The 15840-nt window shown below is 68.9% G+C and carries 13 protein-coding genes; 8 read left to right on the top strand and 5 right to left on the bottom strand.

Annotation, left to right across the window (positions count from 1 at the left end; all coding sequences use genetic code 11):
- Positions 1-496: 496 nt before the first annotated feature.
- A complete protein-coding gene (locus ACH9D2_RS13060) occupies positions 497-1201 on the top strand; it encodes a sulfite exporter TauE/SafE family protein (RefSeq protein ID WP_396363251.1) in 705 nt (234 codons plus the stop codon).
- A 181-nt stretch (positions 1202-1382) separates the two neighbouring features.
- Here the strand turns inward: ACH9D2_RS13060 and ACH9D2_RS13055 are convergent, their stop codons facing one another.
- Positions 1383-2045 carry a YitT family protein gene (locus ACH9D2_RS13055; protein WP_396363235.1) on the bottom strand — a complete coding sequence of 221 codons (663 nt, stop codon included), beginning with the start codon at positions 2043-2045 and terminating at the stop codon, positions 1383-1385.
- A gap of 134 nt (positions 2046-2179) precedes the next feature.
- A complete protein-coding gene (locus ACH9D2_RS13050) occupies positions 2180-2620 on the bottom strand; it encodes an MFS transporter (protein ID WP_396363234.1) in 441 nt (146 codons plus the stop codon).
- Positions 2621-2924: 304 nt separating this feature from the next.
- Between ACH9D2_RS13050 and ACH9D2_RS13045 the strand changes: the two genes are divergently transcribed.
- On the top strand, positions 2925-6104 hold the full coding sequence (locus ACH9D2_RS13045; RefSeq protein ID WP_396363233.1) for a DUF3427 domain-containing protein: 3180 nt from the start codon (positions 2925-2927) through the stop codon (positions 6102-6104).
- A 25-nt stretch (positions 6105-6129) separates the two neighbouring features.
- Here the strand turns inward: ACH9D2_RS13045 and ACH9D2_RS13040 are convergent, their stop codons facing one another.
- The gene (locus ACH9D2_RS13040) at positions 6130-7236 is read right to left on the bottom strand and encodes a zinc-binding dehydrogenase (protein WP_396363232.1); all 1107 of its coding nucleotides are present in this window, start codon (positions 7234-7236) and stop codon (positions 6130-6132) included.
- A gap of 223 nt (positions 7237-7459) precedes the next feature.
- Here ACH9D2_RS13040 and ACH9D2_RS13035 point away from each other — a divergent pair, with 223 nt between their 5' ends.
- The 5 genes from ACH9D2_RS13035 to ACH9D2_RS13015 all read left to right on the top strand — a co-directional run bounded on the left by ACH9D2_RS13035 (position 7460) and on the right by ACH9D2_RS13015 (position 11858).
- Complete coding sequence (locus ACH9D2_RS13035; protein WP_396363231.1) at positions 7460-7720, top strand: GlsB/YeaQ/YmgE family stress response membrane protein; 261 nt, start codon at positions 7460-7462, stop codon at positions 7718-7720.
- A gap of 248 nt (positions 7721-7968) precedes the next feature.
- Positions 7969-8742: a hypothetical protein gene (locus tag ACH9D2_RS13030; RefSeq protein WP_396363229.1), complete on the top strand. Its 774-nt coding sequence runs from the start codon at positions 7969-7971 to the stop codon at positions 8740-8742.
- Between the two features lie 96 nt (positions 8743-8838).
- Positions 8839-9714, top strand: coding sequence for a GmrSD restriction endonuclease domain-containing protein (locus ACH9D2_RS13025; protein ID WP_396363228.1), 876 nt, complete (start codon positions 8839-8841; stop codon positions 9712-9714).
- Positions 9711-9971 (top strand): TM2 domain-containing protein, encoded by a 261-nt coding sequence (locus tag ACH9D2_RS13020; protein WP_396363227.1) that lies wholly within the window; start codon positions 9711-9713, stop codon positions 9969-9971. The genes ACH9D2_RS13025 and ACH9D2_RS13020 overlap by 4 nt, the downstream gene beginning before the upstream one ends.
- Before the next feature lie 351 nt (positions 9972-10322).
- A complete protein-coding gene (locus ACH9D2_RS13015) occupies positions 10323-11858 on the top strand; it encodes a sulfatase-like hydrolase/transferase (RefSeq protein WP_396363226.1) in 1536 nt (511 codons plus the stop codon).
- Positions 11859-11922: 64 nt separating this feature from the next.
- Here ACH9D2_RS13015 and ACH9D2_RS13010 read toward each other — a convergent pair whose 3' ends face one another.
- Both ACH9D2_RS13010 and ACH9D2_RS13005 read right to left on the bottom strand, forming a co-directional pair.
- On the bottom strand, positions 11923-12993 hold the full coding sequence (locus ACH9D2_RS13010; RefSeq protein ID WP_396363225.1) for a CPBP family glutamic-type intramembrane protease: 1071 nt from the start codon (positions 12991-12993) through the stop codon (positions 11923-11925).
- A gap of 80 nt (positions 12994-13073) precedes the next feature.
- On the bottom strand, positions 13074-13700 hold the full coding sequence (locus ACH9D2_RS13005) for a TetR/AcrR family transcriptional regulator (RefSeq protein WP_396363224.1): 627 nt from the start codon (positions 13698-13700) through the stop codon (positions 13074-13076).
- A 184-nt stretch (positions 13701-13884) separates the two neighbouring features.
- On the opposite strand from ACH9D2_RS13005, the gene ACH9D2_RS13000 reads away from it, so the two are divergent.
- Positions 13885-15837, top strand: a complete 1953-nt coding sequence (locus ACH9D2_RS13000) for a primary-amine oxidase (RefSeq protein ID WP_396363223.1) — start codon at positions 13885-13887, stop codon at positions 15835-15837.
- Positions 15838-15840 lie beyond the last annotated feature (3 nt).

The following is a 15840-nucleotide window of genomic DNA, read 5'->3' as shown; positions in this document are numbered from 1 at the left end:
CGCCGTCGGCGCCGCCGTCATGGACTCCCGGGGTGCCGGCCGCGCCACCGTCAGCGGGGCCCTCGGCACCGCTGTCAGCACCGCCGTCGGCACCGCCGTCAGCGCCACCGTCGTGGACACCCGGGACGCCGGCGGCCCCACCGTCAGCGGGGCCCTCGGCTCCACTGTCAGCACCGCCGTCGGCGGGACCTTCCTGCTGGCTCGGATCCTGCTGTGCATCAGTCATGTTGGCCTCCTAGATTCGAGTGATCGGGCCGCCACCGGCACCCGGTCACCAGGACAGGCGATCCTTGAGCGACACCGCCCATGTCGAGGCTATCCGTGCGGCGCGGGTGAGGGAACCGTCTTCACTTCCTCGGCCCTCGGGGGAACTGGACGATCCGGGACGTCGTCGAGGATCCCCGCGACGCCCGGTGCACCACCTCCAGCTGGGGCACCGGAGGTGGGACAATGCACCCATCCCCTGATCGCGACCGGAAGGTGCTTCGTGACCGGCATGGAGCTCGCCGTCATCGCGCTCGTGGTGAGCATCGCGTCCTGCCTCCAGGGCGCGATCGGCTTCGGCCTGGCCCTGCTCGCCGCCCCCGTGATCGCCCTGTTCGACCCCACCCTGCTGCCCGGTTCCATCCTCCTGGTGGTCGCCGGGCTCACCGCGCTCGGCGTGCTGCGCGACCGCGCCGCCGTGGACCTCAAGGACGCCGGCTGGGCCGTGGCGGGACAGGTCCCCGGCACGGTGGCCGGAGCCCTGCTGGTGGCCGCCCTGTCCGCCCGGACCCTGGCCCTCGTCCTGGCCAGCACGGTGCTGCTCGCCGTGCTGCTCAGCGTGTGCGGCTGGCGGCCGCGGCCACGGCCCGCGACCGTCGCCGCCGCCGGGGCGGCCTCCGGGCTCCTGGGGACCGCCACCTCCATCGGCGGCCCGCCCATGGCTCTCGTGTGGCACGGGTCCTCGCGCGCCCGGATGCGCGGCACCATGAGCGCCTTCTTCCTGGTCGGGGCCCTCATGGCCCTCGTGGCGCTGACCGCGGTGGGGTCGATGGACCGGCGGACCCTGCTCTTCGCGGCCGCTCTCCTGCCGGCCATGGTCCTCGGCTTCGCGGTCTCCGGAGCGGTCAACGCGCGGATCAACAGGCGCGTGGTCCGGCGGGTGGGCCTCGGCGCCTCCACGCTGGGCGCCGTGCTCGTCCTGCTGCAGGCGCTCTGACAAGGACCGGCGACGGTGCGTCCGGCTCGCGACGTGCGGGGCGGGTTCAGCCGAGCTCGACGACGGTGATCGGCGGGGGCAGCGTTTCCGACCGTCCGGCGTACCACCGCTGTCCGGCACCCGATGGGCCGCACCTCAGCGGAGCTGGGCGGGACCGTCCTGCTTCGGGACAGGTCGTTTCTCACCCCAGGTAGCGGCCCGGACGGTGGTTCATGGCCAGCACGGTGTTGAGCACCACCACCCCCAGTGCGGAGAGCACCACGCCGACCGGCGGCACCACCGTGAGGGCGAGCAGGACGACGGCGACGTCGAAGCCCAGCTGCACATGTCCGGCCCGCCAGCCGAGGCGCTCCTGGGCCAGCAGCGCCAGGACGTTGAACCCGCCGAGACTGGCGGAGTGGCGGAAGACGATGAGCACTCCGATGCCGATGAGCAGGTTGCCCGCCAGGATCGCGTAACGCGGGTCCGGGTCGAGCCCGCCCAGGCCGGCCGGGTGCACGGAGGCGAAGACCGAGACGAGCGCCACCGCGATCAGGGTGCGCAGCGTGAACGCCCAGCCCTTCTTCCACCACGCGAGGACGAGGAAGGGCAGGTTGACGCCGACGAAGACCACCCCGAACGGCAGCCCGGCGGCGTAGCCGACCAGCAGGGCCAGTCCTGCGGTCCCGCCGGTCACCGCCCCGACAGTGTGCAGCAGGTGCAGGCCGAACGAGACCACGAAGGTGCCGACGAGCAGGCCGGTCGCGTCCTCGAACCGGGTGTGGCGCGGGGCGGACGGCCGCTGTGCCGGGTCCCGGGACGCTCCGGGGCCCGACACGGCGTCGTCGGGGCCGGACCCGCTCACAGGACTCCGCACACGGCGGCAGGCAGGGCGCTGATGCTGCTGATCGATACCACGAGCAGATAGTAGCCGGGAGCTCTCCGCCGGCCTCGGAGACCACGTCCGTACCCCACCCGCCGGTGGCCTCCCGCACCGCCTCACCGAGGATCCGACCGGACGCGTCCACGGCGTGGATGGTCGGACAGGCCTCCATCAGGGCGCCCTCCTCCAGGGCGAGCTACCCGGGCAGCCTGCCGGTTCTCCAGCAGGATGGTCACACCGCACAGGGCATAGATGAGGATCGTGCCGAGCACGCTCTCCAGCCCCACGGTGAGGAACAGGACGTGCAGCACCATCCAGAGGACGCCGCCGAGGACCATGAGGCGCTTGGCGCCCACGACCTCGGCGAGCACGCCGGTGGTCCACGCCGAGACGGCGACCATTAGACCGTAGACGGTGAAGACGAGACCGGCCTGGGTGGGCATGAAGCCGTTCTCGACGAGGAAGCGGAACAGGAACGTGAGCTCAAGACCATCACCGTTCATGAAGACGGCGAGGGCGAGATAGCCGAAGAACAGGCGGCGGGGCATGCCGAACATGCGGAGGCACTCCTCCGTGGACACCAAGGGGGAGGCACCTGGCGAGCAGAAGAGCGGTCAGCCGGTGCGCCATGCCCCCAAAACTACGGCGGTGTGACTCAGGCCATTAGCTGATTAATCCGACGCAGATTGATACTTCCGTGCACATGCAGGCGCAGTTTCGTAGGGCTCAGAAGTCCTCCCCCACCCTGCCAAGCTCCGAGCCACACAACCCGGCAAGTCGACGCAACTTGCGGGACGACGCGTCACGTCTACTGAAGCGGCGCTCATCATTCCGTGATGTCGGCGACCTTAGGCTGCCGCTATGGGTCAATCGCAAAATGCCAACGTCAACCGTCTTTCCCCCGGCTTATACGAGCTCTTGGAAGACTCCGTGTTGGCGACGAAACTTACGGAGTTGCCAGACGGCAGTGCCGCTCTCGACACCGTGGACCCGGCTGACACCCCTCACGTTCTCGCGCGCTATCTCAACGACCGCATTCTGTTCCACTTAGAGTCCATACCCGCGGCTACCCGTGTGGACGAAGCCAATCGCATCCTGAGAGCCCTTAACGATGGAATGCGGGCTCCGGCGTGCATCAGCGAAGGTCCGCGACAGCTCGTGGCGATTGCGCCGACGACTGGCGCTGCAGCACGAAAGCCAGCAACTCCACTATCTGACGCCGCTCTGCTAACTAATACACCGCATGAGCCGCAGGTCGGACGCGAGATCGCAAAGGAGCTCGAGAGCGCCGATCGTGTGGATCTCCTCATTGCTTTCGTCAAGTGGTCCGGTTTGCACGTCATGCACAAGGAGCTTCAGTCGCTGAAGGACCGGGGCATTCCGTTCCGCGTTCTGACCACTGTCTACATGGGTGCCAGCGACGCAAAGGCGATCAACGCACTGGCGCGCAGGTACGGCGCGGAAGTTCGGGTCAGCTACGAGACCCGCAATACGCGCCTCCATGCCAAGGCGTGGATGTTTCACCGCAAGACCGGGTTTAGCACGGCCTATGTTGGTAGTTCGAATCTGTCGCACGCCGCCATGCTCGACGGCCTCGAGTGGAACGTGCGCCTCTCCTCCGTCGCGACGCCGGCGCTCCTCCAGAAGTTTGAGGCGACCTTCGAAAGCTACTGGGCATCGGAGAGCTTTGAGCGCTACAACCCGGACGATGACGGCGAGCGCCTCGCGAACGCCCTCGCCGAAGGCGGCGGGCGGGTGTCCTCGGACGTGCCCATTGCCCACCTCGATGTCCAGCCCTATCCCTACCAAGCTCAAATGCTCCAGGAGCTTGAGGCCGAGCGTGTCATTCACGACCGCCACCGGAATCTCGTGGTCGCCGCGACAGGCACGGGAAAAACCATCATCGCGGCTTTGGACTATCGCCGACTGCAGGCCAGCACCATCAACGAGCTCTCGCTGCTTTTTGTGGCCCACCGCCGAGAAATCCTCGAGCAGGCGCGTCAGGCTTACGCCACAGTGCTGCGTGACGGCGCCTTCGGCGAGCTCATGGTTGACGGCTATCAGCCAGTCCGAAGCAAGCACGTCTTTGCATCGATTCAATCCCTCAATGCCAAGAGCCTGGACCGCTTCGCTTCCGACGCCTTTGACGTGGTGGTCATCGACGAGTTTCACCATGCCGATGCTCCGACCTACCGAAAGTTCATTGAACATTTCCGCCCCAAGGAGCTCCTCGGCCTCACCGCCACGCCAGAGCGCGGCGACGGCGTCAACGTCGCTCAAAGATTTTTCGAAGGCCGCATTGCCAGTGAACTGCGCCTGTGGGATGCCCTGGATCAACAGCTGTTGACACCGTTCCACTACTTCGGCGTCTCAGACGACGTCGACCTGTCATCGCTTCAGTTCCGGCGGGGCCGGTACGAGGACAAAGAATTGGATGCCGTCTACACGGGAAATGACGCACGCACCGCCAAGGTTCTGCAGGCTCTCAACGATAAGGTGCTCGATCCGCATCGCATGAAAGCCATCGGCTTCTGTGTCTCCGTCAAGCATGCGGAATACATGGCACGGAAGTTTACGGCGTCCGGACTGCCGTCCTCGGCGCTGTCCGGGGAGAGTTCCAGCGACGAACGGCGCACTGCCCTCAAAGCGCTGCAGCGCGGAGAACTGCGTGCCGTCTTTGCCGTCGATCTGTTCAACGAGGGCCTCGATATTCCGCAGGTCGACACCATTCTCATGCTGCGTCCAACGCAGTCGTCCACGTTGTTTCTTCAGCAACTGGGACGTGGTCTAAGACTGGCTCCCAATAAACCCGTCCTCACTGTCCTAGACTTCATCGGATTCCAACACCGCGAGTTCCGTTTCGATCTAAAATACCGTGCCGTGACGGGGTCGAGCCGGACTCGCCTGGCCAAAGACCTGGAGGACGGTTTCCCCTTCCTCCCCTCCGGCACGCAGATCGTTTTCGACACGGTCGCTCAATCCGTAGTGCTCAACAATGTCAAGCGGCAGCTACGCCTGACCACCCGGCAGGTGGTCGACGAAATCAAGGATCTGGCGGCGCAGCAGTCGACACCGGAGTCGTACACCCTGCGCCAATACCTGACCGATTCCCTCTCCGAAGCCTCGGACATCTACCGTCGGAACAAGTTTGACGGTCGGCCGACGACCTGGAACACCTTGCGTCGTGCCGGTGGACTGGTCCCCGATTTTCTGTGGCCCGCCGAAGACCAGGAGGTTGAAGTCCTCGTTCTGTTGCAGCGCGCCAAGGCGTTCTTGAACGTGGATGACCCAGCCCGCCTACGGTCTTACGAGGATCTGATTCGACCGGATGCCCCGCCGGTGTCGTCTCTGCCACTCAGAGAACAGCGACTGGCGCGCATGCTCTACTACTCCTTCTGGCCGCAAGGTCAGAAGAGCGGCGGACCGGGCGACCTAGAGAGCGGCCTCCAACTCCTCCGGTCACACGCCATTGTGCGGAACGAGCTAACGCAGCTTATAGACGTCACCGCCGACAGTGCACGTAATTTGCCGCGGCCGCTGGGGCAGGGCTACGCCGACATTCCCCTGCAGACCCATGCGCACTACACACGGGAGGAACTTCTTGCCGGTCTAGGCATGGGAGAAGAAGGACTGCGCACTCCTGGCACGGTGCGCGAAGGGGTATCTTGGATTCCGTCCTCACGCTGCGAGGCGCTTCTCGTCACGCTCCACAAGTCGGAGAAGGACTTTTCTCCCAACACCATGTACAAGGACTACGCGATCTCGGAGACGCTCTTCCACTGGGAGTCGCAGAACCAGACGGCGCCGGAGTCTTCAGCGGGACAGCGGTATCAGCAGCACGTCGCGCAAGGCAGCCACATCATGCTCTTCGTCCGCGAGTCCCCGACTCAGGAGGCCGGCACCTCGCCATACGTCTTCTTAGGTCCTGTGGACTACGTGTCGCACGAAGGGTCCAAGCCCATGTCGATTATTTGGAAACTGCGTCGTGCGATGCCTTCCACCGTATTCTCGGCCGCGAGCACAGTAGCGCCCCTCAGCTAGAGACATCACATCCAGCCGCGAAGTGTTAGAACTCGATCACCTGCCGTACCGCCCGCCCCGCATCCAGCTCGTCCATCGCCTCGTTGATCTGGTCCAGCGTGATGTGGGAGGTGATCAGCTTCTCCAGGGGCAGAGCGCCGTCCCGCCACATCTGCTCGTACTTGGGGATATCTACCGCCGGCACGGCGGAGCCGAGGTAGCTGCCGATGATCTGGCGGGCCTCGGCGGTGATCTTCAGCGGCTCGATCTGGGACATCGCCCCCGGCGCCGGCAGCCCCACGGTGACGGTCACGCCGCCCACGGCGGTGGCGTTGAACGCGGTCTCGAAGGCCCGGGGGTGCCCGGCCGCCTCGATCACCACGCGCGGCTTGTCCTCGAGCGCCACGAGCTCGTCCGGGGTGAGCGCCTCGTCCGCGCCGAACTCCTTGGCCAGTTCCAGCTTCTCGGCCAGCGCGTCGACGGCGATCACCCGGCGGCAGCCCACGGCCTTGGCGACCAGCACGGCGGCGAGTCCCACGCCGCCGAGACCGACCACGGCCACAGCGTCGTCGGGGGTGGCCTGCGCCGCGTTGATGACGGCCCCTCCCCCGGTGAGCACCGCGCAGCCCATGACGGCCGCGATCGCGGCCGGGACGTCCTCGCCCACGGGCACCACGGAGCGGCGGTCCACCACGGCGTGGGTGGCGAACCCGGAGACCCCCAGGTGGTGGTAGACATTGCTGCCGTCCTCGGAGTGCAGGTGCTGGGAGCCCTCGATGAGGGTGCCGGAGGCGTTGGCCTTCGAGCCGACCGTGCACGGCAGCAGTCCCTCCGTCTTGCAGGCGGCGCACTCGCCGCAGCGCGGCAGGAACGCCATGACCACGTGCTGGCCCTCGGCCAGGTCCGTGACCGCGGCGCCCACCTGCTCGACGACGCCCGCCGCCTCGTGCCCCAGCAGCATCGGCAGGGGCCGCGGCCGGTTGCCGTTGACCACGGAGAGGTCGGAGTGGCACACCCCGGCGGCCGTGATCCGGACCCGCAGCTCGGTGGGGCCGGGCTCGCCGAGCTCGAGCTCCTCGATGCGCAGGGGCTGCGACTCGGCGTACGGGGCGGAGGCCTCCATGGTCTCCAGCACGGCTCCACGAATCTTCACGACGACCTCCGGTGTTCGGTGCACGGGTGTGACGCCGTTCACCGTACCCCCCGGCCCTCCGGTGATCGAGGACGTGCGCCCGGGAGTGCCGGCTCGGACGCGGCTCTCGAGGGCCGGTTCGACAGTCGGCTGAGCATACGTAGGATCGATGGGCGACAACGTCGCGAGAACACTCCCCCCTCCCGTCCGCATCGGGAACCACGACAGAGAAGAGACATCACTCATGATCGGATTCATCGTTGCCGGCCTCGTCATCGGCGCCCTCGCCCGTCTGATCAAGCCCGGCAAGCAGAACCTCAGCCTGATCGCCACGCTGCTGCTGGGTCTGGCCGGCTCGGTGATCGGCGGTGTCATCGCCAGTGCGCTGGGCACCGGGGACATCTTCGAGCTGAACGTCCTGGGCTTCGTCGTGGCCGTCGTCGCCGCGGTGCTGCTGATCGGCGTGGCCGAGGGCGTGGCCGGGCGCAACAAGGCCGTGCGCTGACCGCTCACCCGAGAACCCGGTAGCCCCCGGGGACTTCTCCGAGACGGCCCGTGAGCCGGCCGTGCCCCCATGCTGGGCACCGGTCGGATCGCGGGCCGTCGCCCTGTCCGGGCGGAGCGCGGACGGCGACCGCCTCGCTGCCCGCTCTATGCGTTCTGTGCGTTCTGTGACAGCGCCCCAGACCGTGTCCGGAAGAGTGCGGATAGCATTGTTGCTTAAGCAACTGCATTCTTCCGGGGGGATCCGTTTTGACCACCACCGTCTCGCCGCCCCAGCTCCTCCTGGAGCTCCTGCCGCTCATCCAGCCCGTGGGTATCCTCTTCGCCGCCCTGGGCCTGATCGTCCTGTCCCTTCGGCTGGTCTTCGTCCTGGGCAGTGCCGTGACCACCTCCGCGCGGAGAATGCTCCACGCACCGGCGCACCCTCCGTCGCGGCGGCCCGAGCACAGGGTCGTTGCGGCTGCCCGGCGCACGGGCGCGGAGGACATGCGCAAGGCGTGGCTCCAGTGGCACCTCCGACCCGGAAGCACGCAGAAGACCATCAGTGAGCTCTCGTCGCTGTCCAGAACGCTGGCCATGGTGCCGAGGGCCGACTGGAGCGTCGACCAGTTCCGCGAGCACGGTGCCGACGTCTGGGCCGTGCGGCCTCTGGCTGTCGCGCCCGCCTGGCGCCAGAAGGTCGATGCCCGCCTGGACTGGATGGCCGCCATGGTCTCCGACCTGGCGGACAGCCCGTTCGACGCCGCCCGGGGTCAGACGAGCGAGCAGTACCTCTTCCACGAGGACCGAGAAGTGCGCGAAGCCTACCTCCAGGGTGGCACCGAGGCCGCGGAGCGGATCATGGAGACCATCACTGCCGCCCGGGACCGGGTCCGCCAGGACGCCGCCACGAAGGGCTCTGCGGCGTTCCTGGCTCAGCAGCGCAACGCCGCGTTCGACCAGCTGCGGAACACCTACCGGCCCACCAGGACCCGGGACGCCCACGCCGCCTGGGACGCCGCGGCCGAGGACCTCGGACGGTGACCCCGGCAGGCCTGAGCTCGTCAGGACCATGCCGAGGTCCAGGGACCTGCGCCCGCCGACATGCCCCCCGGAACTTTCGTCTCCCCCAGGAGAACCATGAACAGCACCTGTCAGCCGTCACCTGATCCGGGGCGCACGGCCTTCACCTCCCATCACGGGTTCCGGACCGGCAGGTGGCTCCTGGCCGTGCCCGCGCACCTGACCATGGTGGGCAGTGTGCTGGCCCTCGCCTTCGCGGTGGCGCCCTCGGCACTGGTCGCCGAGTCGTCCGCGCTGCCGCCGGCGGCCGAAGCCGGCACCACGACGCCGACGCCCTCTCCCTCCAGGACCGAGGACAGGATGGTCACCGCCTCGCCGGAACCCACGGAGAGCTGGGGCTCGTCGTCGGAAGCGCTGACCGCCCTGGAGGACCTGGAGGTGGCCGCCCGTGGCTCCATGTCCGGCTACGACCGCCGTGCCCGGTTCGGCGACTGGGCCGACACCGATGGGAACTGCGTGGACACGCGCGACGAGATCCTCGCCCGGGACCTGACCGAGGTGGAGTCCGACGACGGGTGCCGGGTGACGTCGGGGATGCTGGACGACCCCTACACCGGCGACCTCGTCCGCTTCACCCGTGGGGTCACCACCTCCTCGGACGTGCAGATCGACCATGTGGTGGCCGCCGGCAACGCCTGGGCCTCCGGGGCGCACAGCCTCTCCCAGACCGATCGGGTGGCGTTCTACAACGACCCGCTGAACCTGCTGGCCGTGGGCGGCTCCGTCAACGCGTCGAAGTCCGACTCCCCGGCCGACTCGTGGCTGCCGCCGGAGGAGTCCGTCCACTGCGAGTACGTGGCCACCCAGATCGCCGTGAAGGCCAAGTACCGGCTGCAGGTGACTTCCGCGGAGAAGGCGGTCATGGCCGGCGTCCTGTCGGCCTGCCCGGACCAGGAGCTGCCCACCGACCATCGGAACGAGGACCCGAATTGATCAACAGCACCCCGATCATCGGTGCGCCCCGTGCGGGGAGCAGAACGCCTCGCCAGCAGCGCGGCTACCGGAATCCGACCGATGCCTGGTTGCTCTGGATCTTCTTCGGCTGGCTAGGACTGCACCGCTACTACATCGGGGACTGGAAGAAGGGCGTCGCCATGACCCTCACGCTCGGCGGGTTCGGCCTCTGGTCCCTGCTGGACGGCTTCTTCCTGACCCGGCGCCTCCGGCGGATCAACAGCGGCCGGCTGTGATCAGCGACCCCGCCGGGCACGCCGTGGAACGGATCACCCGGCCGTACGTCCGAGTCGCCCGCCGAAGCCTCAGGCGGTCGTCGGCGGGACCGACCGGCGCAGCGGTCCCCGACGTCGGGCGCGCCCCGCGGTGGCCCTCGGCACCCGCCAGGGGCTCGGCGCCGGAGCGACGGCCACGCGGACCGCGCTGAGGTGAACAATTTGCTACTCAGTGGTTAACCACTGTTGAACGGGTAACGTATCGGTACTAGTCTTCTATGAGCCCGATACGGGGCGGGATGTCAAGGGTGTTCGGCGGACACGCGGGCGTCAGGAACGCGAGGTGGTGCCATGTCTGGCCGGAGTCTTCACGTGATCCGACGGGTCGGCGCTGTCGCGGGACACCTGCTGGTCTACGTCCTGATCTGGGCGGGGCTCGCGCTGCTCATCGCCGCCGCCGGCATCCGTTACTTCTGGGGCGAGATCTCCGTGGGCCAGATGCTCCTGCACCTCGTCTCCGTGGAGCTCGACGGCGGGGGCGGACCGATCGTGTGGATCGGCATCTTGGGGATCGGCGTCCTGCCCCTGCTCATCACCGCCGGGATCGCCCTGTGGCAGCACCTCCGACGCCGCAAGCGCGGCCACCATGGCGACGACATGCGTCCTCGCCGCCCGCAGTGGGCCATGCGCACCGTCTCCACCGCCCTGGTGGGCGCGGTGGTCGTCGGCGGCACCACGGCCTTCGCCACCACGGTGGGCGTGGGGGACTACATCAGGTCGGGGAACTCCGAGTACGACCTCGGCGACTACTACGTGGAGCCGACCGTCACCAGTGACCAGGACAAGCGCAACCTGGTGCTGATCTACCTCGAGTCCGGCGAGGCCACCCTCGCGAACGACCAGCACTTCGAGAAGGACGCGTTCGTTCCGCTGAAGGAGGTCACCGAGGCCTCGGACGGCTGGCAGAGCGTGGACGATTTCCAGCAGTACCAGGGTGGGGGCTGGACCATGGCCGGTCTCGTCTCCACGCAGTGCGGCGTCCCGCTGAAGGGCCTGGGCTCCTCCGCGGGCAGCGGCGCCCTCAACGACCTCGGCGGCGCCGCCGACACCTACCTGGGAGGGATCACCTGCCTGGGCGACGTCCTGGACGAGCACGGCTACCAGAACGTCTTCCTGGGCGGTGCCAACGCCTCCTTCGCCGCGAAGGACACCTTCCTGGACAACCACGGCTACTCCGAGGTGAAGGACCTCTCCGACTGGCGCGCCGCCGGCGAACCGGAGCGGAACTTCCGCGGCGACTGGGGCCTGAGCGACGAGCGCCTCATGGCCCACGCCAAGGACGAGATCGACGAGCTGCACGCCGAGGCGGAGCGGACCGGCCGGCCGTTCAACCTCTCCGTGCTGACGCTGGACACCCACGAGCCGGTGCACATCTACGACTACTGCACCGTGGACACGCAGAACGTGGTCACCTCCGCGTTCTTCTGCTCCCTGACCCAGGTGGCCGGGTTCGTGGAGCACATGGAGGAGAAGGGCTACCTCGAGGACACCGCCGTGGTGATCATGGGCGACCACCTCAAGCACATGAGCGCCGGCGACGCCTTCCACGAGCAGCTGGACCACCACGAGAACCGCACCATCTTCAACCGGATCTGGGTCCCGGGCGAGGACGGGAGCAGCGAGCTGCGCCCCCGCGTGGACCAGCTGAACCTGTACCCCACGATCCTGGAGGCCGCCGGCCTGACCCTGCGGGATGATGCAGCCGGGCTGGGCGTGTCCGCCTTCGCCCCGACGGTCCCGGAGGGGTCGGCGCAGGCGCTGGAGCCGGCTCTCTACACGAAGCTGCTGGACTCGCGGTCCGCGCAGTTCTACGCGGAGGCCTGGGCCGGCGAGGACGCCGCCCAGTAGCGCTGTCCGTTCCCTGCCCGACGGCGCAGCTCAGCCCACCCCCGCGCTGATGAGCGGAACGGTTTCAGGCGGTCGCCGGCGGAACGGCCCGGCGCTGCAGGCCCCGCCGCCGGGCGAGCAGGATCATGACCGTGGTGAAGGCGGCGATGACGAGCATCGGCCCCAGCATGAACGGGCCGCCCACACCGGCGGAGCGGTCCATCCCCTCGGTCATCATGCCCGTGGCCGCGGACACGAGGAACAGCAGCACGTTGTTGGCCGCGTGCACCAGCACGGCCGCCTCGAGCCCGCCCGTGATCTGGGTGAGCAACGACATCGCGATCCCGAAGACCAGGTAGTAGGCGATCAGCCACCCGTCCGTGGCGAAGTGCGCGATGGAGAACATCACCGCGCTCACCAGGGTGCCGAGCACCAGGGCCGGGACGGCCCCGGGGACCCACGAGCCGGCCGCCCGCTGGATCACGCCGCGGAAGATGTACTCCTCGGACGCCGCCTGCAGGGGTGTCGTCAGCAGGACCACGGCGAAGAAGGCCCAGGCGGTCGCGTCCAGGGCGAGCGGACCCGGCCCCTCGATCAGCACCACGACCGCCACGTAGGCCAGGAACAGCGGGACGACGACGACGGAGACGCGCGCGAGCCAGTCCCGGCGGAAACGGCCCGCCACCGAGTGCAGGGTGCCGACCGGTTGCCGGTGCAGGTACCGGTGGAGGAGCAAGGCGACGCCGGCCGAGGCGATCAGCGACAGGTTGGTCGCCAGCAGCAGCACCGGCGTCAAGGTGATCCGCCCGCTCGCGAGCTCCTCCGCCGTCGTGTTGCCCAGGAGGAGGTCGACCAGCGTGGCGCCGAGGGCCAGCACGATCGAGAACAGCATGATCGCCGCGCCGAGGACCAGGATGCTGACGAGCCCCTTCCACCAGCGGTTGCGGGGCGTGCGGTAGAACTCCGAGTGGGTGAGCGGCGCCGTCGTCGCCGGACCGCCGGCGGGCGGAAGGCCGCCTCCCGAACGGGCCGGATACGGGGCGGGCGCCCCCGGCCACCCGGCGTGCGGGGCGGGACGGCCCGACCCCCCGGGGACGTTCGCGGGAGGAGCGTCGGGCTGCCAGGGCGCCGGCCGCCGAGGAGGGTGCGAGGTCATGCCCACAGGGTAGTTCGCGGAGCCGGCCCCGGAAGTCCGGGCCCAGGGGCCGGGCCGGCTCCTCCGCACGGGGCGTCGGGTCAGCCGGTGCCGGCGCCCGGCACCGATCCGTCAGGATGCTTCCGCAGCAGCTCCAGCTGGGCCAGCAGCTGCTGCTCCAGGCGGTCGGGGGAGCCGATCTCCGGATCCAGCGCGGCGGTGATCTGGGCACCGAGCAGGAAGGTCAGCAGGACCTCCACCGAGGTCGGGACGTCGACCCGGTGGGCCAGGTCACCGGCGGTCCGGGCCTGCACCAGCCAGCCCGACATCGACGCCCGCCACTGCGCCATGGAGCGGTTGTTGAGCTCGGCCCGGCCGGCGTCCTGGGCCGCCTCCTGCCAGAACGGGATCACCACGTGCGCCTCGTCCAGCCGCACGGAGTCCAGCGGGAGCACCTGCCGGCAGAAGGCCTCGAGGGCCGCCAGCCCGGTGAGGCCGAGGACGGCCCTGGCGACGCGGTCGTTCGTGCGGTCGAAGACGTAGGCGTAGGTGGCCTCGATCAGGTCGGCCTTGGTGGCGAAGTAGGGCTTGAGCGCGCCGTTGGCATAGCCGGCCTCGGCCGCGATCTGGCGCATCGTCGCCCCCGAGAGTCCGTTCCGAGCGATGATGCGCCAGGTCGCCCGGACCAGCTCCCGGCGCCGCGCCTCGTGATCCACCACCTTGGGCATCCGGTGGGCTCCTTTCCCTGCACGTCCCATTTTGGCACCGCCGCCGGGCCCGGGGCCGGACGGGGTCTTGTCAGGCCGGTCGGCCGACCCTATTCTCTACAACGGTAGATCTAAAAGTGATGCAGCTCACGCCGCACGGCGTCGTCGTCGTGCCCGTGCTCTGCGCCCCACGGAAGGACCCGGAATGCCTCTCGCCGACACCCGCACCACCGCCGACATCGGCGCCTACGCCCTGCAGACCCCCGAGGAGATCAGCACGGTCCGCGCCGTCCTGGAGGAGGCCGGGCACTTCCCCGAGTCCGCCCGCATGGCCTACCTCGGACTGGTCGAGCCGGCCCGGGGCACTCCGGCGGACGCTCCCGTGAACCGGCGGTTCCGCGTCTTCCTGCTCGACGTCGACGGCGGCCGGCCCAAGGACGTCGTCGTCTCCACCACCGACCGGGAGATCGAGTCCGTCGTGGAGCTCGACACCGAGGTCAGCGGCGAGCTGCCCGTGCTCGAGGAGGAGTTCGAGATGGTCGAGCAGATCCTGTCCACGAACGGGGAGTGGCTGGCCGCCCTGGACCGCCGCGGCCTGGACGTGGCCCAGGTGCGGGTGGCGCCCCTGTCGGCCGGTGTCTTCGAGTACCCGGAGGAGAAGGGCCGGCGCATCCTGCGCGGCCTGGCCTTCCTGCAGGAGCACGAGGCGGACTCGGCCTGGGCCCACCCCGTCGACGGACTGGTGGCCTACGTGGACGTCACCAACCACACCGTGGACCAGGTCCTGGACATCGACGTCATGAGCGTTCCCGAGGAGCACGGCAACTACACCGACCCGGAGCTCACCGGGCCGCTGCGCACCACCCAGAAGCCGATCGAGATCACCCAGCCCGAGGGGCCGTCCTTCACCGTCACCGGCGGCAACCACGTCGAGTGGGAGAAGTGGAGCCTGGACGTGGGGTTCGACATGCGCGAGGGGCTGGTCCTGCACAACATCGCGTTCGACGACGACGGGAGGACCCGGCGGATCCTCGACCGGGCCGCGATCGCCGAGATGGTGGTCCCCTACGGGGACCCCTCCCCGGTGCGGTCCTGGCAGAACTACTTCGACACCGGCGAGTACCTCGTCGGCCAGTGGGCCAACTCCCTGGAGCTGGGCTGCGACTGCCTCGGCGAGATCACCTACCTGTCCCCCGTGGTGGTCACCGGCCGGGGCGAGCCGCGCGAGATCAAGAACGGCATCTGCATGCACGAGGAGGACTGGTCGATCCTCGCCAAGCACACCGACCTGTGGAGCGGCGTGGCCTACACCCGGCGCAACCGCCGCCTGGTGATCTCCTTCTTCACCACCGTGGGCAACTACGACTACGGGTTCTACTGGTACCTGTACCTGGACGGCACCATCGAGTTCGAGGCGAAGGCCACCGGCGTGGTGTTCACCTCGTCCCTGCCGGACGGGCCCACCGACCACGCCTCCGAGATCGCCCCGGGCCTGGGCGCGCCGTTCCACCAGCACCTCTTCTCCGCCCGGCTGGACTTCGCCCTCGACGGCGACCCGTGCCGGGTCGAGGAGGAGGACGCGGTCCGGCTGCCGGTGTCCGAGTCCAATCCCCGCGGCAACGCCTTCACCCGCAGGCGCACCGTGCTCTCCAGCGAGCAGGAGGCGATGCGCGACGCCGACATGTCCGTGGGCCGCACCTGGGTGGTCTCCAGCGCCGAGTCCTACAACCGGCTCGGCGAGCCGGTCGGCTACAAGCTGCACCCGGAGGGCATGCCCACGCTGCTGGCCGCCGAGGGCTCCCCGATCCACCGCCGGGCCACCTTCGCGACCAAGGCGCTGTGGGTGACGCCGTACGACGAGGCCGAGCGGTACCCGACCGGCGACTTCCCGAACCAGCACAGCGGTGACGGCGGGCTGCCGGAGTGGACCGGCCGGGACCGCAGCGTCGACGGCGAGGACATCGTCGTCTGGCACACCTTCGGACTGACCCACTTCCCGCGGGTCGAGGACTGGCCGATCATGCCGGTGGACACCGTCGGGTTCCGGCTGCGCCCGGAGGGCTTCTTCGACCGCTCGCCGGTGCTGGACGTCCCCGCGCCCGCGCCCGGGCACTGCTGCACCGACGGCGAGGAGCACGGCGGCAGCACCTGCCACTGAGTC

This window comes from Kocuria rhizosphaericola, assembly GCF_044462205.1.
In the GTDB taxonomy this organism is placed as follows: Bacteria; Actinomycetota; Actinomycetes; order Actinomycetales; family Micrococcaceae; genus Kocuria; species Kocuria rhizosphaericola.
This window is presented reverse-complemented; position numbering and strand designations above follow the sequence as displayed.